Source organism: Pseudonocardia spirodelae (assembly GCF_037727765.1).
GTDB classification, from domain to species: domain Bacteria; phylum Actinomycetota; class Actinomycetes; order Mycobacteriales; family Pseudonocardiaceae; genus Pseudonocardia; species Pseudonocardia spirodelae.
On record NZ_JBBJUP010000017.1, the window covers coordinates 1 to 25,494 of the forward strand.

The 25,494-nt window shown below is 76.7% G+C and carries 17 protein-coding genes; 7 read left to right on the forward strand and 10 right to left on the reverse strand.

All coding sequences use genetic code 11. The features are described 5' to 3' along the window. Positions 1 to 136: 136 nt before the first annotated feature. The 3 genes from WJX68_RS19315 to WJX68_RS19325 are packed head-to-tail and all read right to left on the reverse strand — an operon-like array spanning position 137 to position 2,472. Positions 137 to 1,240, reverse strand: coding sequence for a quinone-dependent dihydroorotate dehydrogenase (locus tag WJX68_RS19315; protein ID WP_340292994.1), 1,104 nt, complete (start codon positions 1,238 to 1,240; stop codon positions 137 to 139). Between the two features lie 20 nt (positions 1,241 to 1,260). Further along, the gene (locus WJX68_RS19320; protein WP_340292996.1) at positions 1,261 to 1,635 is read right to left on the reverse strand and encodes an RNA-binding S4 domain-containing protein; all 375 of its coding nucleotides are present in this window, start codon (positions 1,633 to 1,635) and stop codon (positions 1,261 to 1,263) included. Between the two features lie 36 nt (positions 1,636 to 1,671). Beyond that, positions 1,672 to 2,472: an SDR family NAD(P)-dependent oxidoreductase gene (locus WJX68_RS19325; protein WP_340292998.1), complete on the reverse strand. Its 801-nt coding sequence runs from the start codon at positions 2,470 to 2,472 to the stop codon at positions 1,672 to 1,674. A 53-nt stretch (positions 2,473 to 2,525) separates the two neighbouring features. On the opposite strand from WJX68_RS19325, the gene WJX68_RS19330 reads away from it, so the two are divergent. Beyond that, on the forward strand, positions 2,526 to 3,404 hold the full coding sequence (locus tag WJX68_RS19330) for a diacylglycerol/lipid kinase family protein (protein ID WP_340293000.1): 879 nt from the start codon (positions 2,526 to 2,528) through the stop codon (positions 3,402 to 3,404). An 8-nt stretch (positions 3,405 to 3,412) separates the two neighbouring features. On the opposite strand, the gene WJX68_RS19335 is transcribed toward WJX68_RS19330, so the two are convergent. Together WJX68_RS19335 and malQ are read right to left on the reverse strand one after the other, a co-directional pair. Beyond that, positions 3,413 to 4,228, reverse strand: coding sequence for a 2-keto-4-pentenoate hydratase (locus tag WJX68_RS19335; RefSeq protein WP_340293002.1), 816 nt, complete (start codon positions 4,226 to 4,228; stop codon positions 3,413 to 3,415). Positions 4,229 to 4,254: 26 nt separating this feature from the next. Continuing rightward, on the reverse strand, positions 4,255 to 6,255 hold the full coding sequence (gene malQ / locus WJX68_RS19340; RefSeq protein WP_340293004.1) for a 4-alpha-glucanotransferase: 2,001 nt from the start codon (positions 6,253 to 6,255) through the stop codon (positions 4,255 to 4,257). 214 nt (positions 6,256 to 6,469) lie between these two features. On the opposite strand from malQ, the gene WJX68_RS19345 reads away from it, so the two are divergent. The 5 genes from WJX68_RS19345 to WJX68_RS19365 all read left to right on the forward strand — a co-directional run bounded on the left by WJX68_RS19345 (position 6,470) and on the right by WJX68_RS19365 (position 16,604). Then, positions 6,470 to 8,701, forward strand: a complete 2,232-nt coding sequence (locus WJX68_RS19345; RefSeq protein ID WP_340293006.1) for a carboxypeptidase regulatory-like domain-containing protein — start codon at positions 6,470 to 6,472, stop codon at positions 8,699 to 8,701. Positions 8,702 to 8,874: 173 nt separating this feature from the next. Next, positions 8,875 to 9,735 carry an alpha/beta hydrolase gene (locus WJX68_RS19350; RefSeq protein WP_340293008.1) on the forward strand — a complete coding sequence of 287 codons (861 nt, stop codon included), beginning with the start codon at positions 8,875 to 8,877 and terminating at the stop codon, positions 9,733 to 9,735. 87 nt (positions 9,736 to 9,822) lie between these two features. Next, positions 9,823 to 15,405, forward strand: coding sequence for a SpoIIE family protein phosphatase (locus WJX68_RS19355; RefSeq protein ID WP_340293010.1), 5,583 nt, complete (start codon positions 9,823 to 9,825; stop codon positions 15,403 to 15,405). 210 nt (positions 15,406 to 15,615) lie between these two features. After that, entirely contained in the window at positions 15,616 to 16,173 is a 558-nt protein-coding gene (locus tag WJX68_RS19360; protein ID WP_340293012.1) for a cysteine dioxygenase, read from the forward strand. Beyond that, the gene (locus tag WJX68_RS19365; RefSeq protein WP_340293014.1) at positions 16,170 to 16,604 is read left to right on the forward strand and encodes a rhodanese-like domain-containing protein; all 435 of its coding nucleotides are present in this window, start codon (positions 16,170 to 16,172) and stop codon (positions 16,602 to 16,604) included. Before WJX68_RS19360 ends, WJX68_RS19365 begins: the two co-directional genes overlap by 4 nt. Here WJX68_RS19365 and WJX68_RS19370 read toward each other — a convergent pair. Next, complete coding sequence (locus tag WJX68_RS19370; RefSeq protein ID WP_340293016.1) at positions 16,550 to 17,203, reverse strand: TetR/AcrR family transcriptional regulator; 654 nt, start codon at positions 17,201 to 17,203, stop codon at positions 16,550 to 16,552. The genes WJX68_RS19365 and WJX68_RS19370 overlap by 55 nt on opposite strands. Before the next feature lie 56 nt (positions 17,204 to 17,259). Between WJX68_RS19370 and WJX68_RS19375 the strand changes: the two genes are divergently transcribed. After that, positions 17,260 to 18,483 (forward strand): oxygenase MpaB family protein, encoded by a 1,224-nt coding sequence (locus WJX68_RS19375; protein WP_340293018.1) that lies wholly within the window; start codon positions 17,260 to 17,262, stop codon positions 18,481 to 18,483. 16 nt (positions 18,484 to 18,499) lie between these two features. On the opposite strand, the gene WJX68_RS19380 is transcribed toward WJX68_RS19375, so the two are convergent. The 4 genes from WJX68_RS19380 to hrpA all read right to left on the reverse strand — a co-directional run bounded on the left by WJX68_RS19380 (position 18,500) and on the right by hrpA (position 25,488). After that, entirely contained in the window at positions 18,500 to 19,225 is a 726-nt protein-coding gene (locus WJX68_RS19380) for a dienelactone hydrolase family protein (RefSeq protein WP_340293020.1), read from the reverse strand. Positions 19,226 to 19,414: 189 nt separating this feature from the next. After that, the gene (locus tag WJX68_RS19385) at positions 19,415 to 20,626 is read right to left on the reverse strand and encodes an acyl-CoA dehydrogenase family protein (protein WP_340293022.1); all 1,212 of its coding nucleotides are present in this window, start codon (positions 20,624 to 20,626) and stop codon (positions 19,415 to 19,417) included. Positions 20,627 to 20,741: 115 nt separating this feature from the next. Then, on the reverse strand, positions 20,742 to 21,125 hold the full coding sequence (locus WJX68_RS19390) for a VOC family protein (protein ID WP_340293024.1): 384 nt from the start codon (positions 21,123 to 21,125) through the stop codon (positions 20,742 to 20,744). A 31-nt stretch (positions 21,126 to 21,156) separates the two neighbouring features. After that, positions 21,157 to 25,488 carry an ATP-dependent RNA helicase HrpA gene (gene hrpA / locus WJX68_RS19395; protein ID WP_340293026.1) on the reverse strand — a complete coding sequence of 1,444 codons (4,332 nt, stop codon included), beginning with the start codon at positions 25,486 to 25,488 and terminating at the stop codon, positions 21,157 to 21,159. Between the last annotated feature and the right edge of the window lie 6 nt (positions 25,489 to 25,494).

Sequence of the window (25,494 nt, forward strand, 5' to 3'; positions counted from 1 at the left end):
GATGATCGGCAGGACGCTCCGCAGATCACCGATCATGGTCCCCTCGCTGCGAGGGGGTCGTGCCGTCGTCGCCCGGAGCCCCCGAGGTCCCTGACGGCATCCGGGTGCGGGCGGCGGGTACCGGTGGGAGCGGCGCTCAGAGATCGGCGCCGACGGCGTCGTCGACGCTCGTGAAGCCGTCGGCGCGCAGGAGCGCCGCGAGCTCGCGGTGGAGGCGCGCGGGCCAGAGCAGCCCGCCGTACACGAATCCGGTGTAGGCCTGTACGAGCGCGGCACCGGCGCGGATGCGGCGGTAGGCCTCGGCGGCGTCCTCGATCCCGCCGACGGAGACGACGACCTGGTCGTCGTCCAGGCGGGTCCGCAGCTGCCCGACGACGGCGCGGGCGCGCTCGGTCAGCGGCCGTCCGGACAGGCCACCGGCGCCCGCGGCGGCCACGACGTCGTCGGGGGTGCGCAGGCCGTCGCGGGAGACCGTCGTGTTCGTGGCGACGACGCCGTCGAGGTGCAGGCGGCGTGCGAGGTCGGCGACGGCGTCGACGTCCTCCGGCGCCAGGTCCACGGTGATCTTCACCAGCAGCGGCACCCGGCGGTCCCCGGTGACGCGGTCGAGCTCCTCGCGGACGGCGACGAGCAGCGGCTCCAGGACGTCGGCCTGCTGCAGGTCACGCAACCCCGGGGTGTTCGGCGAGCTGACGTTGACCACCACGTAGTCGGCGTAGGGACCCAGGGCCGCGGCGCTCGCGCGGTAGTCCGACACGGCGTCGTCGGCGGGCACGGCCTTGCTCTTGCCGATGTTCACCCCCAGCACCGGCATCCCCGCGCCCGGCCGGGCCCGCAGCGCCGCGAGCCGGGGGGCGACGGCCCCCGCGCCGGAGTTGTTGAACCCCATGCGGTTGACCAGGGCGCCGTCGTCGACGAAGCGGAACAGCCGCGGCCTCGGGTTGCCGGGCTGGGCCCGCCCGGTCACGGTGCCGATCTCGACCGCGCCGAAGCCGAGCCGGCCCAGCGCGAGCACGCCCTCGGCGTCCTTGTCGAACCCCGCCGCGAGACCGAGCGGGCCGGCGAACTCCAGCCCCAGCGCACGGGTGCGCAGCACCGGGTCGTCCGCGACGAACCGGCCCGCGACCCGGTCCCCGACGACGGGGGCACCGCCGAGCGCGCGGACCACCCCGAAGCCCATCCGGTGCGCGGGCTCGGACGGGACGTGGCGCAGCACGTGGCGCATGAGGGCGTCGTACATGCCCCCATCCTCACACCGGCTCAGGAGGTGCGGCGGGACAGCCCCAGCTGGTCGAGCATCCGGCGGTCGCGCTTCGTCGGCCGCCCCGCCCCGCGGTCACGCCGCGCGAACACCGGCTGACCCGCCGCGCTCGGCTCGGGCGGTGTGTGGTCGATGTAGCACTCCTGCGCGATCGGTGCCCCGACCCGCTTCTCGATCACCCGCACGACCTCGACGATCCGGTTCCGGTCGTACACCCGCGCGCGGACCCGGTCGCCGACGTGCACGGACGCGGCCGGCTTGGCGGGGCGGTCGTTGATCCGGACGTGCCCGCCGCGGCAGGCCGTCGCGGCGTCCGCCCGGGTCTTCGCCAGGCGCACCGACCACAGCCACCGGTCCACGCGGGTGCCCTCCATCCCGTCATCGTGCCATCGACGGCGCCGCGGGGGCGGTCAGTAGTGCACGACCCCCGGGGTCCCGCCACCCGCGGCGACCGCGTCGCCGGTGATCGCGACCGACCGCGGCGAGCACAGGAAGGTGATGACGTCGGCGACCTCGGCGGCCGTGGTGATGCGGCCGATCGTCGTCGTCGCGTCCAGCTCGGCGCGGGCCCTGGCCTCGGAGATCCCGGCGGACTCCGCGCGGGCCGCGAGCACGCCGGGCGTCCGCTCGGTCTCGGTGACGCCCGGGTGGACCACGGTCACGTTGATCCCGTGCGGTCCCAGCTCCTGCGCGAGCGCCGCCGTCATCGACGCCACCGCCACGTTGCGCACCGACCCGACCAGCGACGACGACCGGCGCGCATTCAGCCCGCTGACGTTGACGATCCGGCCCCACCCCTGCGCGCGCATGTACGGCGCCACCGCCCGCGCGCAGCGCAGGTAGCCCAGCAGCTTCGTCTCCAGCTCGACCCGCACCGCGTCGTCGGTGATCGAGGCCAGGTCGCTCGGCGGGCCCGCGCTCGCGGGCCGTGCGGCCGCGTTCACCAGCACGTCCACCCCGCCGAACCGCTCGGCGACCGCGGCGACCCCGGCGCGGACCGCGTCGTCGTCGGTGGTGTCGACGGCGACCGGCAGCACCTCGGCCGCGCCGCCGTCGCGCAGGCCGGCCGCCGCGGACTCCAACGCCCCGGCGTCACGGGCGAACAGGGCGACCCGCGCGCCCTCCGCCGCCAGCGCCCGCGCCGTCGCGAAGCCGATGCCGCGGCTGCCCCCGGTGACGATCGCGCGCCGCCCGTCCAGTTCCAGATCCATGACGACCACCGTGCCGCAACGGGATCCGGCGCGCCCACGTCTACGGTGTGCGCGTGGCCGAGCCGATCGACTCCGTACTGGTGGTCTACAACCCGGGCAGCACCGGTGACGCCGACGTGCTCGCGGAAGGGCTGCGCGACGAGCTCGCCGCCGCCCGACCCGAGCTGGCGGTCACGCTGCGCCCGACCGAGTACGCCGGGCACGCCCGCGACATCGCGCGCGAGGCCGCGTCCGGGCCGGGGCGCACGCTGATCGTGTCCGCGTCCGGCGACGGCGGCTACAACGAGGTCGTCAACGGGATCATGGACGTCCCCGGCACCGACGCCGCGGCCGCCGTGCTGGCCGCGGGCAACGCCAACGACCACGAGCGCGTCACCGCCCGCCGCCCGCTGGCCGAGGCGATCCTCGACGGCCGCCCCGAGCCGATGGACCTGCTCGAGATGCACCGCGGCGACGGGCCGCCGCACTACGCGCACTCCTACATCGGGTTCGGGCTGACCCCGGTCGTCGCGCTGCAGCTGGAGAAGGGCGGCAAGGGCAGCATCCGCGAGGTCGTCACGACCGTGCGGGCGTTCTGGCGGTTCACCCCGTTCGAGGTCGAGTTCTCCCGCGGGGACCGGCGACGCATCGACAACCTGGTGTTCGCCAACATCGGCGAGATGGCCAAGATCGCGGACCTGTCGGAGACCAGCCGCCCCGACGACGGCCGGTTCGAGGTCGTGCTGCTCGAGCACCGGGCGAAGTGGCGGCAGCTCCGGACCGCGGTCCGGGCGGCCCTGTACGGGCTGGGCCGCCAGCCCGCGACCGCGGAGTTCCGGTTCACCGCGTGCGGGCCGATGCCGGTGCAGATCGACGGCGAGGTCGACGACGTCGCCGCCGGCACCGCGGTCCGGGTGCGGTGCGCCGCGGGGGCGCTGCGCGTCGTCCGCTGACCGGGCCCTCAGGGCGCGAGGGAGAACTCCACCGCGCCCAGGGCGCCGCCGTCGCCGAACGAGGCCCGGACCCGCGCGCCGCGGTGCACCGGGGCCGGGACGGTCGTCGTGCCCGTCGTGACCAGCGCGCCCGCCTCGAGCCGCAACCCGTACTGCGGCAGGACGTCGGCGAGCCACGCCAGCGCCGTCCACGGGTCGCCCAGCACGGCGGCGCCGGACCCGGTGCGGGTCTCGTCGTCCACCGTCAGCGCGGTCGGGGTGGCGGCGAGGTCCAGGTCGAGCGCCCCCGGGATCTCGGGGCCGAGCACGAACCGGCCGGCACAGGCCGCGTCGGCCATGAGCGACGGGGCGCCCGCGGCGACGAAGTCGTCGAACCGCGACTCCGGCAGCTCCACCGCGCAGTGCACGGCCGCGACGGCGTCGCGCAGCTGCGCGCGGGTCGCGTCCGCCCCGACCGGTGCGCCCATCACGAACGCGAACTCGGCCTCCGCGACCGCCATGTGCAGCCCGTCCGAGGGGACGACGTCGCCGGGGGCGTGCCGGAACCGCTCGAACAGCGCGCCGGGCAGCGGCGCGTCCACGCCGATGTGGGCCTGCCCGGCGGGGGCGGTCGCGGCGAGCTTCCAACCGTAGGACGCGCCGGCCCGCTCCGACAGGCGGCACTGCGCGGCGAAGCCCTCGGCCAGGCTGCGCGGGCGCAGCAGCTCGGGCAGCGCGGCGATGCGTCCCCCGGTGGTCCACGCCTGCCACAGCGCGCCGGCGGTGCCGTCGGCGCGGACGAGGTCGACGGCGGTCGGGTCCATCGCGGAACGATCGGTCGTCATCGTGGCGATCCTGCCAAACGTGCGGGTCAGCCGCCGTCGCCGGTACGGGCGGCCAGCACGGCGGCGACCCGGCGGACACGCTCGTCGGCGAGCGCGTCCTCCAGCGGCACCGGCAGCGGGATACGCCAGTTCGGGTACTCGTCGACGGTGCCGGGCAGGTTCGGCTGTCGCGTCTCGCCCAGCACGTCGTAGAGCGAGGCCAGGACCAGCCGCGACGGCGCCGACGCCAGCAGCGCGTGCAGCGCGACGACGATCTCGTCGGTGTCGGTGACGTCCGGGGAGTCGAGCAGGCCCTCCGCGGTCAGCAGCGCGAGCAGTTCGTCGCGCTCCGCACCGGCCTTCGCCTGTTCGGTCACCGGGTCGTCGAGCAGCCCCAGCTCGGCGCGGACGCGTACCTGCTCGCCGGCCAGGAAGCCGGGCGCGGTCGGCAGGTCGTGGGTGGAGATCGTCGCGACGGCGCGCTCGGGCCAGCGGCGCGGCGGGCGCAGCGGGCCGTCGTCGCCGCCGGTGACGGGGTCGGGGTCACGGGAGAACCAGAGCACCGTGGAACCGAGCAGGTTGCGCTCGGCCATGTCCTCGCGGATGCGCGGGATCACCGTCCCCAGGTCCTCGCCGACGACCAGCGCCCGCGCCCGGTGCGCCTCCAGCAGCAGGACGGCGAGCATCGCGTCGGCGTCGTAGTGGACGTAGGTGCCGCGGTCGGCGCTGCACCCCGACGGCACCCACCACAGCCGCCACAGCCCCATGACGTGGTCGATGCGCAGCCCGTCGGCGTGGGCGAGCAGGGCGCGGACCATGTCGCCGAACGCCGCGTAGCCGGTGTCGGCGAGGCGGTCCGGGCGCCACGGCGGCAGGCCCCACGTCTGGCCGCGCTGGTTGAACGCGTCCGGCGGGGCACCGACGGTCGCCCCGAGCGCGAGGACGTCCTGCAGCATCCACGCGTCGGCGCCCTCGGGGTCGCAGCCGACGGCCAGGTCGTGGACGACCCCGACCGGCATGCCCGCGTCCCGCGCGGCGGCCCGGACCGCGGCGAGCTGGGACTCGGCCTGGCGCTGCACCCACGCGTGGAACGCGATCCGGGGTGCCAGCGCGTCGCGGGCCGCGGCGATGCCGGCGCCGTCGGGGCGGCGCAGGTCCTGCGGCCACAGCGACCACCGGCCGCCGTACCGCTCGGCGAGCGCGCAGTAGGTGGCGAAGGCGGTGAGGTCGGCGTCGGGCGCGCCGTCGGGCCGTCCGGCGCCGCGCCACAGCGCCTCCAGGGCCGCGCGCTTCGCCGCCCAGACGCGGTCGTGCGCGAGGCGGTCGCCGGTCGTCTCCGGGCGCAGCGCGTCGACCTCGGCGCGGGTGGCCGCGTCGGCGTCGGCGTAGGCGGGCAGGTCGGCGATCCGCAGCGCCAGCGGGGTGGCGTAGCGCCGCGACGACGGCGTGTACGGCGACGGCTGCACCGGGGGCACCGGGGTGATCGCGTGCAGCGGGTTGAGCAGGACCGCGCCCGCGCCGTGCCCGCCGCGGATCAGCGTGGTCAGGTCGCCGAGGTCGCCGATGCCCCACGAGTCGCGCGAGTGCAGGGCGTAGAGCTGCAGCATCCAGCCCCAGGTGCGGGGCGGGTCGGGCAGCGCGGGCGGGGCGACGACGACGTGCGCGCGCCCGGCCGCCGTCTCGTAGGTGTAGCGGCCCGGCTCGAGACCGGCGGGGAGCTCGCCGTCGACGTCGGCGGCCCAGCCGTCGGCGCCGCGCTCGCCGTCGACGGCGGTGAGCCGGCCGGGCCCGGGCACCGCCCGCGGCCGGTCGGTACGCATCCCGATCGTCGGCGGGAGCGCGCCCTCGCCGGCCCGCTCGCGGGCCCCGGCCAGCGCGGCCCGCTCCGCGTCGGGGGAGGTCACGTCGACCTCCAGCAGGCCGAGTACGGACCGCACCACCTCCGCGTCGATCCGCTGCTCGGTGCGGGTGCCGTCGAGGTACGAGGTCGCGACGCCGTACGCGTCGGCGATCTCGGCGAGCTCGGGGGTCACCGGGTCGCTGCTCATGGCCCCGATCCTGGCCGATCGCAGCCCGCGCGGCCCGGCCGCACCGGTGTGAGTCGCGCCCCGGCCGGCGACACGCGTGTCGGCTCCGATCACCCCCGGTCAGAGGGCCCGCGGTGCTACGGTGCGTCGCCGGATGCGCCGACCGGGTCACCGTGGCCGGCCGGGCAGCGGGGCCCGGTGCCGGGCGCGGCGATCCTCCCGGGCTGCACCATGGGTGCGCACGTCCGCGCAGCTCCGGCAGGAGGACTTCCAGATGTCGACGTGGGCCCTGCTCGGGCTGGTTGTGGTGGTGGTGCTGGTGGCCGTCGGGATCACCGGGTTCCTGCGGTGGGGTCGCAACCGGGAGGACGGGGGCGCGCCGTCCGACGTGGACCGCCCGCGCACCGTCGCCGACCTGGTGGACCGCCGTGCCCGAGGCCTGGACGACGGGCTCCGGCGTCCCCTGCCGGACGACGACGACCTGCCCGGGGCGGACCCGGCCGCCGGGCGGGACCCCGTGCCCCGCGACCCCGCCGACCCGCGCGACGACCGCCCGGCCGATCGCGACGCCGATCAGGCCGCCGACCGCGCGCACGCCGACCCCGAGGACACGGACGCCGACCCCGAGGACACGGACGCCGACGACGCGGTCGCCGCGGACGACACCGGCCCGGACGACACCGTCGCGGCCACCGCCCCGGTCCGGGCGGTCACCCCGCGCCCCGCGACCGCCCGCCCCGCGACGCCCGCCGAGCAGGGGCCGTCGTCGTCGGCGCCGGACATCACCGAGGCCGCGGGTGACACCGGGTCGACCGAGGAGTCGACCGAGGAGATGCCGCACGTCCCGCGGATCACCCCCGACGTCAGTGCGGGCCCGGTGGGACCGCCCTGGTCGCGCGGGTTCAAGGACGGCAAGCCGCTGGAGCCGGTCGAGCCGGTCCGGCGCCGTCCCGCGCCGACGCCGTTCGTGCGGCGCACCCCGGCCGTCGTCGACGAGGGACCGTCGTCGGTGAGCACGGGACCGGACAGCTCGGCCCCGGACATCAGCACGCCCGGGGGCGGGATGCCGCCGGCGGCGCTGTCCGCGGTCGCCGACGCCGAGGAGGCCGGGGGCGCCGGCACCCCGTCCACCGGCACCCCGTCCACCGGCACCCCGTCCACCGGGGCGACCGCCACCGGTGCCGGCACGGTCGCCGCCGGGGCCGGGCTCGCGGGCGCGATCGCCGCCCGGCACGCCGCCGCCGACCCGGCCGGGGGGGCCGACGCCGCACCCGCCGCGCCCGCCGCGCCCGCCGCCGACAGGCAGCCGGGCACCGCGCCCGACGGGCAGCCGGCCGACGCGCAGCCGACGGCCACGACCGCAGCCGATACGACCGACGCGACCGCCACCGAGGCCGCGCCCGGGACCGCCACCGAGGCCGCGCCCGCGACCGACGTTCCGGCGACCGACGTTCCGGCGACCGACGTGCCGGTGACCGCTGAGACCGAGACCGCGACCGAGACCGCGACCGACGCCGACGAACAGCCCGGCACCGCGACCGACGAGCGGCCGGACGCCCCGGCCGGCACCGAGGCCGGACACGGGTCCACCGAGGACACCGAGTCCCCCGAGGCCGGTGCGGACGAGGTGCAGGCCGACGAGCCCGTTCCCGGTGCCGCCGCCCGCGGCGAGTCCCGCTCGCCCGTCGACCCCGACCTGGTCCGCCGCGTCACGGCCGTGCCGTCCGAGCGCACCGCGGTGCGCGCCGTCGCCAGCCCCGACACCGAGCGCGAGTTCCGCGAGGCCCGCGACCGCATCTCCACCCAGCACGGCTGGACCGGACGCGTGCCCGAGCAGGCCGGTGCGTCCGAACCGGCCGCCGCGACCCGCATCCCGTCGATCGGGCTCGCCCGCCCGGCGCGGGAGCCGGACAACCCCGAGCCGCCGCCGCGCCCCGCGCCCCGCGTGCTGCGCTCGGTGCGCCCCCCGGGCGGCCCGCGGGCCGTGGACACCACCGACCTCCCGGACGAGGACGCGGCCGCGCCGTCGCCGGAACCCACCGCACCGGAGCAGGCCGAGGAGACCACCACCGTGCACGCCGGCCCGACCGCCACCGTCCCCGACCGAGCCGAGGAGGTCGCACTCCTCGTGCCGCGCACCGGCCCCGCCCCGGACGCCGTCGTCCCGGGCACCGCCCCGCGTGACGTGGAGGTCCGCGTCCTGGACGCCGCCGACTCCGTCCTGACCGGTGCGCAGGTCGCGCTGCGCGACCGGGCAGGCGGGCCGATCGGCTCCGCGGCCACCGGCGCCGACGGCGTCGCCCGGGTCGCGGTGCCGGGGGAGGGCGAGTTCGTCGTCGTCGCCCGGCTCGACGGGTACCGCCCCGGCGTCGCGACCGTCACCGCGGGTGACGGCGCCGCCGCCACCCTGCGGCTCGCCGCGGCCGCCGCCCTGCACGGCACGGTCGCCGGGGGCGCCGGCGCCTAGGTCGCCCTGACCCAGGACGGCGAGCCCGTCGCGTCGGCGACGGCCGCCGCCGACGGCACCTACCGCCTCACCGACCTCGACCCCGGCCGCTACCGCCTCGCCGCGGGCGACGGCCCGGCCGTCGACGTCGAGCTGGGCGCGGGCGCCGACGTGGCGCAGGACCTGGCGGGCTCGTGACCGGCACCGGGGACGTCCACGGCCGGCTGCCCGGGGTCGGCGGCGTCGAGCTGTTCTGGCAGGGCTGGCTCCCCGAGGGCGAGCCGCGCGGGATCCTGCTCGTCAGCCACGGCATCGGCGAGCACTCCGGCCGCTACGGCTCGGTCGTCGACGCACTGCGACCCGACGGCTGGGCGGTGTACGGCCTCGACCACCGCGGGCACGGCCGCTCCGGCGGGACGCGCGTGCACGTCCGCCGCTACGACGACCTGCTCACCGACTTCGAGACGTTCCGCCGCGAGACCGTCGCGCGGCACGCCGGGGTGCCGGTGTTCCTGCTCGGGCACAGCCTGGGCGGGCAGATCGCGCTGGCCTACGCGCTGCGTCACCAGGACCGCCTCGACGGGCTCGCGCTGTCCGCGCCCGCACTGGCCTCCGACGCCGTCCCGGCCGCGCTCGTCCCGCTGCTGTCAGTCGCCGCGCGGGTGCTGCCCACGGTCCGCCCGGTCGGCATCGACACCGCCGCGATCAGCTCCGACCCGGCCGTCGTCGCCGACTACGACGGCGACCCGCTCGTCCACCACGGCCGCCCCACGCTGGCCCTGGGCGCCGAGATCTACCGCCAGATGGCGGTCCTGCCGGCGCGGTCGGCGGAGCTGCGGCTGCCGCTGCTGGTCCAGCACGGCACCGCGGACCGGCTCACCGACCCGTCCGGCACCCGGCTGCTCGACGAGCACTCGGGGTCCGCCGACACCACCGTGCGCTGGTACGAGGGCTTCTGGCACGAGATCTACCACGAGCCGGGCCGCGCGACCCCGCTGGCGGACCTGCGGGAGTGGCTGGGTCGCCACCGCGACGCGGCCCGCCGCGAGGGCTGAGCGCCCCCGCGGCACCTCCGGCGCGCCGGAGGTGCCCCTGAGGTGGAATCCTGGGGCCGGGCACGGCGGAACGGGGTGGCGCGCGCGGTGGAGCAGATCGACCGGCGGACGGACGGCGAGGTCGTCGGCGTCCGCGACCTGCTGGAGACGATCGACTGGTCGGCGACCTCGCTGGGACCGCGCTCCGGCTGGGACCGCGAGCTCGAGGACACCGTCCGGTTCATGCTGGAGAGCCGCCAGCCGCTGGTCGCCTGGTGGGGCCCCGAGCTGGTCCTGTTCTACAACGACGAGTTCGTCCGCTCCTCCGGGCAGCGCCACCCCGGGGCCTTCGGGCGACCGCTGCGCGAGGGCTGGCCGGAGGTCGTCGACCGCCTCGGCACCGAGCTGACCGACCTGCTCGCCGGGTCGCACGAGGGCATCTTCCGCAACGACGACCGCCTGGTCACCCTGCGCTGGGGCACCCCGGAGGCCAGCTGGTGGACCTACTCCGCGACGCCCGTGCGCGGCCCCACCGGCCGCGTCCTCGGCCTGATCACCTTCATCACCGAGACGACCGCGGCCGTCGTCGGGGGGCGTCGGATGGCGATGCTCGCCGCGCTCGGCGAGGTCGCCCGGGACGCACCGACGCTGGACATCGCCGTCGAGCGGCTCGCCGCCGTGCTCACCGAGCCCGCCGACGACATCGGCTGCGCCGTCGTCGCCGCGCTCGGCGCCGGTGCCGGCCCGCTCACCACGGTCCGCCTCGGCTCCGCGCCGGACGGCTGGGTCCCGGCCGAGCACGACGACGACGGTGGCACCGAGGTCGAGTTCGCCACCGTCGCCCCCGTCGTCCCGGCCGGGGGCGGGCCGCCGGTCACCGAGGTCGTACGGACCGTCGTGCACACCCCCGACGCCAGCACCGGCATCGCCGTGGTCCTCGGGGTGCCGCCGCTGCTCCCGCTCGACGACGACCACCGCGCGTTCCTGCGGCTCGTCGCGGGCACCGTCGGCGGCCTGCTCACCACCGCGCTGGCCCGCGACCGCGAGCGGGACCGCCGCGACGACGCCGGCCTGATCGAGCAGGCCCGCGCCGAGTACTACGCGGGCCTCGGCGACGAGTTCCGCGACCCGCTGACCCTGGTGCTCGGGCCGCTGGAGCGGCTGCGCTCCCACGACGACGCCGCCGTGCGCACCGAGGTCGAGCTCGCCCAGCGCAACGCCCAGCGGATGCTCAAGCTCGTCGACGGTCTGCTCGACGTCTCCGCGCTGCAGAGCGGCAAGCACGAGGGGCACTTCGCCCCGACCGAGCTCGGCGCGACCACCGCGGCGCTCGTCGAGGCGTTCGCCCCGGTCGTCGCACGCGCCGGGCTGGAGCTGTCGGTCTCCTGCCCGCCGCAGCCTCGCCCGGTCTGGGTCGACCGCGACGCCTGGGAGAAGGTCGTCCTCAACCTGCTCAGCAACGCGGTCAAGTACACCGTGCGCGGGTCGGTCGCCGTCGACCTCGCGCACGACGGCGAGCAGGTCGTGCTGCGGGTCGCCGACACCGGCGCCGGGATCGCCGCCGACGAGCTCGACGCCGTGTTCGACCGCTTCCACCGGCCCTCGCGCCGGCACGGGCGCAGCGGCGAGGGCAGCGGCCTCGGGCTGCCCCTGATCCGGCAGCTGGTCCGGCTGCACGGCGGCACCATCGGGGTCACCAGCACCCCCGGCGACGGCAGCACCTTCACCGTGCGGCTGCCGCTCGGGTTCGCGCACCTGCCCGCCGAACGCCTCGTCCGCGCCCGGGTCGGGGCGCGCACCACCCCGCACCTCGCCGCCCCCTACCTGGCCGAGGCGCTGCGCTGGCTGCCCGACACCCCGGAGCCGGCCGGCACCGGGCGGTCCCCGGCGCGGGCCCGCTCCCTGGACGGCTCCGTCCTCGACGGGCTGGACCTCGACCACCGCGACCGCGTCCTGGTCGTCGACGACGACCGTGAGATGCGCGGCTACCTGCGCGACCTGCTCACCGAGCGCTGGACGGTGCAGGTCGTCGCCGACGGCGCGGCCGCGCTGGAGGCCGCCCGCACCGACCCGCCGGACCTCGTCGTCGCCGACGCCGCGCTGCCCGGCGACGGCGGCATCGAGCTGCTGCGCGCGCTGCGCTCGGACCCCCGCACGGTCGGCGTGCCGGTCGTGCTGCTGTCCTCCCGGGCCGGGGAGGAGGCCGCCGTCGAGGGCTTCGCCGCCGGCGCCGACGACTACCTGGTCCGCCCGTTCTCGGCCCGCGAGCTGCTGGCGCGGGTCGCGAACCACCTGCAGCTCGGCCGCGTCCGCCGGGCCGCGGAGCTGCAGTTCCGGGCGATGGCCGACTCCACGCCCGCGCTGATCTGGGTGGACGACCCGGGCGGGCACCGGCTGTTCGTCAACCGGGGCTGGCTGGACTTCACCGGCGTCGAGGACCCGGCCTCGGAGCTCGGGCAGGACTGGCGCCGGCGCATCCACCCCGACGACCGCGACCGCTACCGCTCGGTGACCTCGGCCGCCGCCCGGGCGCACGCGCCGTTCGAGGTGGAGTACCGGCTGCTCGACCGCGCCGGCCGCTACCGCTGGGTGCTCGACCGCGGCGCGCCCGTCCGCGACGGCGAGCGGTCCGCCGGCTACGTCGGCGGCTGCCTCGACATCGACGTCCAGCACCGCGAGCAGCGCCGGCACCGCATCTACTCCGAGGTCGCGGAGTCCCTGGAACGCGAGATCACCCGGACCGGGCGGACCGACCAGCTGGTGCGCGCGGTCGTCGAGGACCGGCTCGCCGACATCGCCGTCGTGCACGACGCCGACGCCGGCCCCGGCGGCGGCATGCTCGCCGTCGCCGCGGAGCGGGCGGCGCTGGAGCCGTCGCTGTGGCGGCTGGACCCGATCGTCCCCACCGAGGACGACGGCCGCGCCGAGATCCTGGACGCGGCCCGGCTCGACGACGTCCTCGGCCGGCTCGCGCCCGCCCAGCGCCGCGCCTGGTCACGGCTGCGGATGGGCTCGGTGATGGTCGTGCCGCTGCCGGCCCGTGGCCGCACCAGCGCCGTGCTCACCGTCGCGCGCACCGTCCCCGGCGACCCCTACACCGACGACGACCTCGACCTGCTCTCCGAGATCGGTCGCCGCGCCGGGCTCGCCGTCGACAACGCCCGGCTGCTGGAGCAGGAGCGCGCCTCGGCCCAGCGGCTGGGCCTGCTGCACCGCGCGACCGCGAAGATGTCGGCGGCCGCCACCCCCGGCGAGGTCGCCGCGATCGCCGCCGACCACATCGTCGACCTCCTCGACGCCGACCACGCCGGGCTCTGGGAGGTCCGCGGGGAGTGGCTGCAGGCACTGACCGGGCACGGCTGGGACGGCGACATGTGGCAGCGCGCGTCCCGCATCCGGGTCGACGCGCCGCTGGCCCTCACCGAGGTGCTCACCGACCACGAGCCGCAGTGGTTCGCCGGCGCGCAGGAGTGGGCGACCCGTCACCCCGCCACCATCGGCATCGCGCCCGCCCACGCCGAGACCATGGGCTACCTGCCGCTGGTCGCGGGCGGTCGCACGCTCGGGGTGCTCGCCGTCGCGATGCTCACCCGGCGGCACCTCTCCGACGCGGACAAGGAGGCGGCCGTCGCCGTCGCCGAGCTCGCGGCGCAGGCACTGGACCGGGCCTCGATGCTGGACGCCGAGACCGAGGCCCGCCGGCTCGCCGAGCGCCTGGGTGCGGTCGCGACCGGGCTGGCCCGGGCCACCGACCTCGAGTCGGTGGCCGAGGTCGTCGTCGAGCACGGGCGGTCCTCGATCGGCGCCGAGGCGGTCGCGGTGCTCGTCGTCGACGAGAGCGGTGCGCTGACCCTGCTGCGCGAGGCGGGCTGGCCCGAGGACGGCCCCCCGATGCGCACCCCCGGCCGGTCGCACCCGCTGACCCGCGCCGTCACCGGTGGGGAACCCATCTGGGACGCCGGCGACACGGACGCGGCCGCGGTGCGGCGCTACCCGGTCCACACCGCCGTGCCGCTGATGGTGGCGGCGCGCCCGATCGGCGTCATCGGGCTGCGGTTCCCGCGCGAGCCGGTGTTCTCCGCCGAGCAGCGCAGCTTCGTGCTGACCCTGGCCAACCAGTGCGCGCAGGCCATCGTGCGCGCGCAGCTGCACCAGGCCGAGCACGAGGTCGCGGTCACCCTGCAGCGCAGCCTGCTGCCGCAGCGCCTGCCCGACATCGAACGCCTCTCCCTCGCCACCCGCTACCGTCCCGGCACGCAGGGCACCGAGGCCGGCGGCGACTGGTTCGACGTGCTCGACCTCGGCGACGACCTGGTCGCCCTCGTCGTCGGTGACGTCGTCGGCCGCGGCCCGGCCGCGGCGGCGGTGATGGGCCAGCTGCGCTCGGCCGTCGCGTCGAATCTGGTCAACGGCCAGCCCCCGGCCCGCGCGCTCGAACAGCTCGACCAGTACGCGCTGCGCGTGCGCGGCGCGATGGCCAGCACCGTCGCGATCGCGACGATCGACACCGGGTCGGGCGAGATGCGCTACGCCAGCGCGGGCCACCCGCCGCCGCTGGTCGCCGGCCCGGACGGCGTGCGGACCCTGTCCGACGGGCGCGGCGTGCCGCTGGGCATCACCGGCCGTCCCCCGTTCACCGAGGCCGGCGACCGGATGGAGCCCGGCGAGACGATCCTGCTGTGCTCCGACGGGCTGTTCGAGCGCCGCGACGAGGTCATCGACGACGGCCTGGCGCGCCTGGCCGGGGCGTTCGGCGAGCTGTCCGCCGCGCAGCCCCGCGACATGGCCGACACGCTGCTGCACCGCATGTCGGAGGGCATGTCGATCCCGGACGACACGGTCGTCGTCGTCGCCCGGCTGATGCCGCCGCCGCTGCGGATCGCGATCGAGGCCGACCCGAAGCGGCTCGCCCCGCTGCGGCGCGCCGTCGCGGGCTGGGCGGCGCAGTGCGGGATGGGCCCGGACGCGGTCAGCGACCTGCAGCTGACCGTCGGCGAGGCCGTCACCAACGCCATCGAGCACGCGTACCTGCCCGCCGACACCGACCGGTGTGCCGGGGTCGACCTCGACCTGGCGCTGACCGCGGACGGGTCGGTCGCCGTCCGCGTCACCGACTGCGGCCGGTGGCGCCCGCCGCCGCCCGACCCCGGCTACCGCGGCCGGGGCATCGCGCTGATCCGCGAGCTGGCCGGCGACGTCCACATCGAGCCGTCCGACACCGGGACGACCGTGCGCTTCCTGCTCCCGGCGACGCCCGTCGAGGTCGGGACGCCGGGCGCGGGACCGCCGGTCGAGTTCGTCGCGGGGGAGCCCGAGCCGGACCGCGACCCCGTCGACCCGGCACCCGACGACGGCGGGGACCGGCCCGCCCGGACCCGGCTGCGGTCCGCACCCGACCCGCGCGGCGTGCGGATCACCGTGCTCGGCGACCTCGACCTCGGCGGGGTCTCGGCCATCCGGACCCCGCTGATGGAGCACGTCGACCGCGGCCTGCCGATCACCCTGACCCTGCCCGACGACGCGTTCGTCAGCAGCGCGGGGATCGCGCTGCTGTCGGAGGTGTCGCGCCGGATGCGGACCGCCGGGACCGCCCTGACCCTGGTCGCGCCGGCCGGCAGCCAGGCGCGGCGGTCGCTGGTGCTCTCCGGGCTGGACACGGTGATCGGGATGTCCGACGACGACGGCGCCTGAGCGGGGTGTCCGGACACCCGGCGGCCCGCTCCCGCGGACCGGACGGGGAGTTGAATCCGGCGCCCCGCCGTGATGGCATTCCGGGCATGAGTCAGGCAGCGACCCTCGGCCCCCTGTGGGGCACGCGTCGCGCCGACCACTTCGACCAGGGCTGTCGCCCGAGCTGAGCCCCCGGCCCCGCTCGCCCGCACGACCCCCTGGAGCACCACCGTGTCCGCACCCCTGACCTCGCCGCGCCCTGCCCGTGCGCGGATCCCGCACGCCCGGCCGGTCACCGCGCCCACCCCGTACGGCCTCGAGGACCTGCAGGAGCTGACCCGCACGATCGCGGCCGAGGTCCGCGCGGGCCGGCACGAGGTGGTCGTCGACCCGCTGCGCCGCTGGTACCGGCTGCTGCACAGCGACGGACTCGTCGACGTCTGGCTGATCAGCTGGGCGACCGAGCAGATCGCCGAGCTGCACGACCACGCCGGCTCGCTCGGGGCGCTCACCGTGGTGTCCGGGGCGCTGACCGAGCGCCGCTGGAGCGGGCCGTCCGGGCTGCGCACCCGCACCCTGCGCCACGGCCGTGGCGCAGGGTTCCCGCTGGGGCACGTGCACGACGTCGCCAACACCGCCGACGAGGCCGCGGTCAGCGTGCACGCCTACTCCCCGCCGCTGTCGGCGATGTCCTACTACGACGTGGAGGAGGTCCCCGGCACCGCCGGGCACCGGCGGCTGCGCCGCACCCGCACCGAGCTCGTGGAGCCGGGGCAGGGCGTCGGATGAGCCGCACCGTCGCCGACCTGCTCGCCGCCGCCCGCGCCCGGCTCGACCGGCCCGATCCGCGGCGGGCCGCGGAGCTCGCGGCCGCCGGCGCCCACCTCGTCGACACCCGGCCGGGCTGGCAGCGCCGCGAGGAGGGCCAGGTCCCGGGGGCGCTGGTCATCGAGCGCAACCACCTGGAGTGGCGCCTCGACCCGACGTCGGCGGCCCGGATCCCGGAGGCCGTCGACCACGACGTCACCTGGGTGCTGTTCTGCTCGGAGGGCTACAGCTCCAGCCTGGCCGCGGCGTCGCTGCAGGACATCGGCCTGCACCGGGCCACCGACATCGACGGCGGGTTCCGCGCGTGGGCGGCGGCCGGGCTGCCGGTCGAGCCCGGTCAGGACGGCCCGTCCGACGCCACCCGTCCGCCGGACAGGCGCGCGTCGAGATAGCCCGCGACCAGCGCGGTCAGCTCGTCGACGACGACCTCGCGGGGGAAGCCGGGCCGCTCCAGGACGTAGCCGGTCGTCAGGTGCTCGACGGTGCGCACGACCGTCCAGGCCATCGCCCGCGCCGGCTCGGTGCCCGGCGCGCCCCGGGTGAGCAGCACCGTGGTGACCAGGTCGTCGATCCGCCCCGCGAACGCGGCGCGCCGCCCGCCGGGGGAGCGCGGGAGCTGCTCGACGATGACCCGCAGCAGGTCGGGCTCGGCGGCGAAGGTGTCGAGCAGCGCCTGCAGGGTCCCCCGTACGGCCGCGGCGGTGCCCGGCCCGGGCGCCGCCGTCGCGACGGAGTCGAGGAACGCGCGCGAGACGCGAGCCTCCATCGCGTCGAGGTAGCGGTCGAGGACCTCGGTCAGCACCGCGTCCTTGTCCGGGAAGTACTGGTAGAGCGACCCGGGCGACACCCCGGCCGCGGCCGCGATCCGGTTGGTCGAGGTCCCGTCGTAGCCGCGGGCCACCAGCACCTCCCGGGCGGCGGCGACGATCCGCTCGACCATCGCGCGGGACCGTTCCTGACGCGGCTCGCGGCGCCGCGCCCGGCCGGTCACGCCGGGCCACCGAACGCGCGTTGAACGCGAGTGATCGCTCGTGTCAGCATCGGTCCATGCTGGCAGACACGCCCGTCGCCCCGCGACGCTTCCGCAGCGCGCCGCAGCGCGCGGCCCGGATCGCCCGTCCGCTCGCCCGGGTCGCCGGGGTGGGGGAGCCCGACGAGGCGCTGCTCGCCGAGATCGGGCGCCGGATGCTGCTGCGCGACGAGACCGGGGCCGCGCTGGCCCGCGCGATGGGCCGCGACCGCGACGACCCGCAGCGGGTGTCGATGCGCGCCCTGCACGGCGCGCTGGCCGCCGGCGCGGCGCCCGCCGACGCCCCGCCCGCCCTGCGGGAGTTCCTCGGCGCCGTCACCCCGGACCCGCGCTGGCTCGACCGCGGCCTGCTCGAACGCGGGGCGCGCGCCTACCGCCGGCTCGGGCGCAGCCGCGACGACGTGCTGCTCGGGCTGTCGCTCATCGGCGGCTACCGCTACGGCGGCCCCACCGAGCTGCTGGTCCGCACCGGCGGGCTGACCGGCGCCGGGGCGATGCGCCGGCTCGGCGAGACGCAGGCGTGGGCGCACGCCGTCAGCCGCCCCGGCGGGATGGAGCCGGGGGCGGAGGGCTGGCGGGCGACGCTGCACGTGCGCGCGATGCACGCACTGGTCGCGGACCGGTTCGAGCGCGGCGACCGCTTCGACGTCGCGGCCCACGGGCTGCCGATCAACCGCGCCGACTCCGCGGCCACGCTGGGCCTGTTCAACAGCACCGCGATCCTCGGCTGCCGGCTGCTCGGGCGCCACGTCCCGCGCGCCGACGGCGCCGCGATCATGCACCTCTGGCGCTACGTCGGGTGGCTCATGGGCGTCGACGACGACTGGCTGTTCGACGACGAGCGCGCGCAGAACGCGTTCAACGTCCACATCGTGCTCGCCCAGGGCGACGTCACCCCGTCCGGCCCGCTGCTGGCCGGTGCCCTGGTCGAGGGGCTGCGCTCCGAGCGCACCGGGGGGCGGCTCGACCGGATGCGCGGCGCGTGGGAGCGACGGCGGCTGCTGTCGTTGCTGCGGGTCTTCCTGCGCGCGGAGGGGATGCGCGACCTCGGGCTGCCGGTGACGGCGCCCTGGCTGTGGCCCTCGCAGGTCGTGCGCAACCTCGTCGAGTCCCTGGTCGTGGCCCGCGGCGAGCGCGGGCGGCGGTGGCTCGAACTCCGGTCGGACCGGCGGATCGAGGCCGACCTGGCCCGGCGCTTCGGCCGGGAGACCCCCGGGCCCCGGGACCTCGCGGGGTCCTGACGCCCGGGGCCGCCGGTCAGCGCAGGTGCCGCTCGAGGAAGCGGGCGACGGCCTCGCCCTCGTGCGCCGGGATGCCCGCGTGCCCGCCGAGGTTGGCGTGCAGGGACTTCTCGGCCGAGCCGAGCGCGTCGAACATCTCCAGGGCGCGCCACCGGTCGTTGCCGGCGTCGTCCCACTGGAGCATGACGTGCACCGGCACGGTGACGCGGCGGGCCTCGTCGTCCATCACGCGCGGCACGACGCTGCCGGCGAACAGCACGACGGCGCCCAGGCGCGGCTCGACCCGGGCCAGCCGGAGCCCGATGGCCGTCGGGCCGCCGGTGAACCCGGCCGGTCCGGTGACGTCCGGCCGCTCGAGCAGCGCGCCGAGCGCGGCCCGCCACTCCGGGACGGCCCGCTCGACCAGCGGGAGGACGAGACGCTCGGCGATCGCGTCGACCGGGCGTCCGGCCGCGATCGCGGGCCGCAGGTCGGTCCGGGCGGCCTCGAGGTCGTCGGAGCGGGGCCGGTCCCCGCTGCCGGGCAGCTCGATCGTGGCGGCGGTGAAGCCCGCCGCGACGGCGCTGCGCGCCCGGCCCAGCAGCCGTGGGTACATGCGGTCCAGCCCGCCCGGGTGCCCGAGCAGGACCAGCGGTGCGGGTGCTGCGTCCCCGGCGGTCCAGAACAGGCCGGGGACGCCGTCGAGGGACAGGTCGTGTTCGAGCAGGCCGTCGGCGGGACGGCGGGGTGCGGTGAGATGCATGGTCGTGCCTTCCGGAAGGACGCGTCGGCGCTCCCGGACGACCAGCCGTCCTACCGTGTCGGGAGGGGGAGCACCCATGTCGTGGTGGTCACGGGCCTCACCCCCTCGGTCTCGTTCACGGCGACCGAACCGTAGCCGCACCCCGCCGCGGCCGGCGAACGGATTTCTCCCCGCGCGACGCGCCGGTGCTCAGGTGAAGGCGCTGACGCCGGTGACGTCGCGACCCACGATGAGGGTCTGGATCGTCTCGGTGCCCTCGAAGGTGTGGATCGCCTCGATGTCGGCCCAGTGCCGCACGACGTGGTGCTCCAGCAGGATCCCGTTGCCGCCCAGCAGGTCGCGTGCCTCGGAGAGGATCTTCCGGGCGGTGCGGGTGTTGTGCATCTTCGCCAGCCCGGCCACGGTCGGCGACAGCTTGCCGACCTCGGCCAGCCGGGCCGCCTGCATGCAGTAGAGCTGCATCCCGGTCAGGTCGGCGAGCATGGCGACCAGCCGCTGCTGCACGATCTGGAAGCTCGCGAGCGGCTTGCCGAACTGCTCGCGCGCCGTGGCGTAGCGCAGCGCGGCGTCGTAGCCGGCGGTGGCGTGGCCCAGCGCCATCCACGCGCAGGTGCCGCGGGTGGTGGCGAGGACGGCGGCGCAGTCGGCGAAGGTGGTCGCGTTCGCCAGGCGGTTCTCGTCGGGCACCCGGACGCCGTCGAGGGTGATGTCGGCCTGCCACAGCGCGCGCAGCGACACCTTCCCGGGGATGACCGTCGCGGAGTAGCCCTCCGCCGGGGTCTCGACGACGAACCCCAGCACGTCGCCGGAGCCGGTGTCGCGGGCCCAGACGACGACGAGGTCGGCCACGCTGCCGTTGCCGATCCAGCGCTTCTCCCCGCGCAGCACCCAGTGGTCGCCGTCGCGGGTGGCGGTGGTCTCCAGCGCCACCGAGTCCGAGCCGTGCATCGGCTCGGTGAGCGCGAACGCCCCGAGCTTGTCCAGCGTCGACATCGCCGGGAGCCAGCGCTGGCGCTGCTCCTCCGAGCCGCACATGTGGATGGCCTTCATCGCGAGACCGGCGTGCACGCCCAGGAACGTGCCCAGCGAGCCGTCGCCGCGGTGCAGCTCCATGTGCACCAGGCCCAGCGCCAGCGGGCTCATCGCGGACGCGCCGTAGCCGGAGATGTCCTCGCCGACCACGCCCAGCTCCGGCAGCCGCCGGAACAGGTGCCACGGCAGCTCCGCGCGCTCCCAGTAGTCGTTGATGTCGGGGAGGACCTCGGTGTCGACGAACGTGCGGGTGTCGGCGAAGCGCTGCCACTGCTCGTCGGTGAACTGGTCGCGGACCGAGAAGAAGTCGGTGCCCAGTGCCTCACCGAGCTCGGTGTACGGAGTCGTCGGCGCGGTCGGTGCGGTCATGCTGGGGCCCCCTCGTCGTCGGATGTCGATCGTCACACCTCCGGGCGCGATCCGCCGGATCCGTGCCGTCACGAACGGTTCACGCACCCGTGACGACCGCGGCCCGCGGCCGGGCTCAGCCGCGGACCAGACAGAACGGGTGCCCGATCGGGTCCAGGTAGACGCGGAAGTTGTCCGGCGCGGGCTGCACGTCGTGCCGGCGGGCGCCGAGGGCGAGCACCGCGGCCTCCCCGGCGTCGAGGTCGGGGACGGCGAAGTCGGCGTGCCCACGCTGCGGCCGGACCTGGCCGGGCCACGCGGGCGGGGTGAACTCTCCCTCGGAGATCTGCTGGAACGCCAGGGTGGCGCCGGCCCCGCCCGGGTCGAGCTCGACCCAGTCGTCGTCGGTGGGCGGGGCGACGGGCCACCCGGTCAGCGCCGAGTAGAACTCCGCCAGCGCGGACGGGTCCGGGCAGTCGAGGGCGAAGACGGAGAACCGGGCGATCGGTGCATCGGTCATGGCCGCAGTGTGCACCCGGCCCCCGACAACCTCAGAGCTCGTCGATCGCCCGCTCGATCCGCGGCACCGACACCGGGTGGCGGGTCCGCATCGGGTGCGCGTAGAGCGAGATGCGCAGCTCCTCGATCATCCAGCCGATCTCGCGCAGCGCCGGTGACGCCTCGGTGTGCTCGGGCAGCGCGGCCAGCAGCCCGCGGTACTCCGCCTCGACCGGGGCCATCCCGGCGGTCCAGCGGGCGTCGCGGTCCGGGTCGGTCCGCAGCTTGTCCAGCCGCAGCTCGCAGCCCTGCAGGTAGCGCCGCACGTCCCCGAGCCGGTTCGCGCCGGACGCGGTGACGAAACCGGGCGCGGTCAGCCGCCCGACGATCGCGGAGACGTCGGCGACGCCGTCGCGGGTGGCGGGGCCGCGCAGGTCCGACAGCGCGGCCCCGACGCGGTGCCACACCTCCAGCACGCCGCGCACGGCGTCGAGGACCTGCAGGGTCGTGGCGGGCAGCCGCATCCGCAGCAGCTCGGCGAGCCGGGCGTACTGCGCAGCGTCGTACGGGTCGCCCCCGCCGCGGGCCATCAGGTGGTCCGCGGCGGCGGTGGTGCAGTCGTCGAGCAGGGCGTCGAGCGAGCCGTGCGGGTTGCGCGACAGTGCGAGCCGGGCCCGGTTGTCCAGGCCGCGCGCGACCTGCTTGCCCGGGTTCGGCGTGCCGAGCATCAGCAGCCGGCGCGCCCCGCGGTGGTGCGCGGGGTCGCGCTCGGCGACCGTCGCGAACACCCGCACGTCGGCGTGCCGCCCGCGGTCGCGCAGCCCCGGGTAGCCGGTGACGACGTGCGCGCCGCGGCGGATCGGCAGCTCGCGGGGAAGGTCACCGATGGTCCAGGCGGTCAGCCCGGTCGCCTCGACGTCGCTGCCCGCGGCGGCGAGCTCCTCGCGCACCTTCGGGGCCAGATCGCGGCGCAGCCGGTCCAGGTCGGTGTCGCGGGCCAGCTCGGCGCCGTTCTCGTCGAGCACCCGGAACGTGACGGTCAGGTGCTCGGGCAGCCGTTCCAGCTCCCAGTCCTCGCGCCGGATCTCCACGTCGCGCATCCGCCCCAGCTCGCGCTCCAGCCCGTCGAGCAGGGGCCGGCCGGTGTCGCCGCGCAGGCGCGCCAGCACCGCCCTGGCGTGGTCGGGCGCGGGGGAGAAGTTGCGGCGCAGGGTCCGCGGGAGCGTACGGATGAGCGCGGTGACGAGCTCCTCGCGCAGCCCGGGCACCTGCCAGGTGAACGGTGTCGGGTCCACCTGGTTCAGCGCGGCCACCGGCACGTCGACGGTCACGCCGTCGGTGTGGTGGCCGGGCTCGAACGCGTAGGACAGCGGCAGTGTCAGCCCGCCGGCCTCGACGTGGTCGGGGTAGTGCCCGCGGTCGACCTGCCTGGCGGCCTCGGTCGCCAGCATCTCCTCGGTGTAGGTCAGCCGGTCCGGGGACCGCCTCGACTCCTTCTTCCACCAGCGGTCGAAGTGCGCACCGGAGACGACGTCGGCGGGGACCCGCTCGTCGTAGAAGGCGAACAGGGTGTCCTCGTCGACGACCAGGTCGCGCCGGCGCGCGCGGTGCTCCAGCTCCTCGGCGTCGTCGAGCAGCTCGCGGTTGGCGTGGAAGAACCGGTGCCGGGTGTCCCAGTCGCCCTCGACCAGCGCGTGCCGCAGGAACAGGTCGCGGCTCACCTCGGCGTCGATCCGCCCGAAGGCGACGCTGCGGTCGGCGACCAGCGGCAGGCCGTGCAGGGTGACCCGCTCGGTCGCGACGGCGGACGCGCGCTTTCGTGACCAGCGCGGTTCCGAATATGTCTTCTTGACGAGATGTCCGGCGAGGGCCTCGATCCACTCCGGCTGCACCGGGGCGACGGTGCGCGCCCACAGCCTCGTGGTCTCGACGAGCTCGGCGGCCATCACCCAGCGCGGCGGCTTCCTCGCCAGGCCCGAGCCGGGCCAGATCGCGAACTTCGCGCCCCGGGCGCCGAGGTAGTCCTTCGGGCCCTTCCGCTCCTTCTTGCCGGCTCTACCGTCCCCCGTGCCCTTCCCGGTGATCTTCTCGGAGAGCGGGTCCTGCATGCCGACCTGCGACAGCAGCCCGGCGAGGACGGACTGGTGGATCCGGTCGGCGTGCCGCGGCCACTCGGGGTCGTGGTCGTTCACATCCATGCCGGAGCTGCGGGCGGCCTGGCGGAGCTGGCCGTGCAGGTCCCACCACTCGCGCACCCGCAGGTAGTGCAGGAAGTCCTCGCGCAGCTCGCGGCGGAACCGGCTGCCCGACAGCTCGTCGCGGCGGGCGTTCAGGTGGTCCCACAGCCGCAGGTGGGCGAGGAAGTCCGAGCCGTCCCCGGCGAAGCGGCGGTGCCGCTCGTCGGCGGCCTGGCGCTGCTCGGTGGGCCGCTCGCGCGGGTCCTGCACGCTCAGCGCCGCGGCGATGACGAGGACCTCGCGCAGGCAGCCGTTGCGGTGCGCCTCGACCAGCATCCGGCCCAGCCGCGGGTCCACGGGCAGCCGGGACAGCGCGTGCCCGACGGAGGTGAGCGAGCGCCGGTCCGGACGCAGCGCACCCAGCTCGTGCAGCAGGTCCAGGCCGTCGGCGACGGCGCGCCGGTCCGGCGGCTCGACGAACGGGAACTCCGAGATCTCGCCCAGGTCGAGCGCGATCATCTGCAGCACGACCGAGGCCAGGTTGGTCCGCAGGATCTCCGGGTCGGTGAACTCGGGGCGGGCGTCGAAGTCGTCCTCGGGGTAGAGCCGGATCGCGATGCCGTCGGAGGTACGGCCGCAGCGGCCGGACCGCTGGTTCGCCGACGCCTGGGAGACCTTCTCGATCGGCAGCCGCTGCACCTTGAGCCGGCGCGAGTAGCGCGAGATGCGCGCCGTGCCGGTGTCGACGACGTAGCGGACGCCGGGGACGGTCAGCGAGGTCTCGGCGACGTTCGTGGCGAGCACGACCCGGTTGCCGGCGTGCGGCGCCCAGACGCGCTGCTGCTCGGCGGTGGAGAGCCGGGCGTAGAGCGGCAGGATCTCGGTGTTCCGCAGGTTGCGCCGCTCCAGGGCCTCGGTGGCCTCGCGGATCTCGCGCTCACCGGGCAGGAACACCAGCACGTCGCCGGGGCCCTCGCGCTGCAGCTCGACGACGGCGTCGCCGATCGCGTCGTCCAGCTGCCGGTCGGGGTCGGCGTCCGGGTCGTCCGGGTCGACGACGGGCCGGTAGCGCACCTCCACGGGGTAGGTGCGGCCGGAGACCTCGACGACCGGGGCGGGCGTGTCGTCGCCGCCGAAGTGCCGGGCGAAGCGCTCCGGGTCGATCGTGGCGGAGGTGATGACGACCTTGAGGTCGGGACGGCGGGGGAGCAGCCGGGTCAGGTAGCCGAGGATGAAGTCGATGTTGAGGCTGCGCTCGTGCGCCTCGTCGATGATCAGCGTGTCGTAGGCCAGCAGGTCCTTGTCGCCGGCCAGCTCGGCCAGCAGGATGCCGTCGGTCATCAGCTTGACCATCGTCGCGTCGCCGACCTGGTCGGTGAAGCGGACCTTCCAGCCGACCGCGCCGCCGAGCTCGACGCCCAGCTCGTCGGCGATGCGGGTCGCGACGGTGCGCGCGGCGAGCCGCCGCGGCTGGGTGTGGCCGATCATCCCGTGCACGCCGCGGCCCAGCTCGAGGCAGATCTTGGGCAGCTGCGTCGTCTTCCCGGAGCCCGTCTCCCCGGCGACGATGACGACCTGGTGGTCGCGGATCGCGTCGGCGATCTCCTCGCGGCGCGCGGAGACCGGCAGCGTCGCGGGGTAGGAGATCGCGGGCAGCGCGGCGCGGCGCCGGGCGACGCGGTTCTCCGCCGCGGCGACGGCCTCGGCGACCCGGTGCTGGGCACGCCCGTCGCGGGCCCGCTCCAGACGGCCGCGCAGCCGGTCGGCCACCGCGGGGCCGAGCCCGTCGAGCCGCTCGCGCAGCGTGGTCAGCGCGGCGTCGTCGAGCGGGGGCGGCGGCGGCCGGTCGTCGTCGCGGGGGGCGCGCTGCGGGGCGGCCGTGGGGTCCGGGCCGTCGCGGTCGGGGCCGCGACGGCCGGGCTGGTCGGGGCCGGGCGCCGTGACGGCAGCGCTCCGGCCCCGCGGCCCGCGGCGGCGCCGCGACGTGCGGCGCGGCTGCTCACGGGCCGGGACGCCGCGCGCGGCGCCCTCCGTCCCGGGGGCGGCCTGCGCTGCGGCGAGGTCGGACGTGGTGGTCGGTGTGGAGTCCTGCGGGGTACCGGAGGTCCCGCCGCGCTGCTGCTGGTCGGCCCGGGCGCCGGAGCGGCGACGGGGACGGCGCGGACGGTCGTGCGCGGACGTCGGGGACGGGGCGGATTCGCTGGACATCGTTCG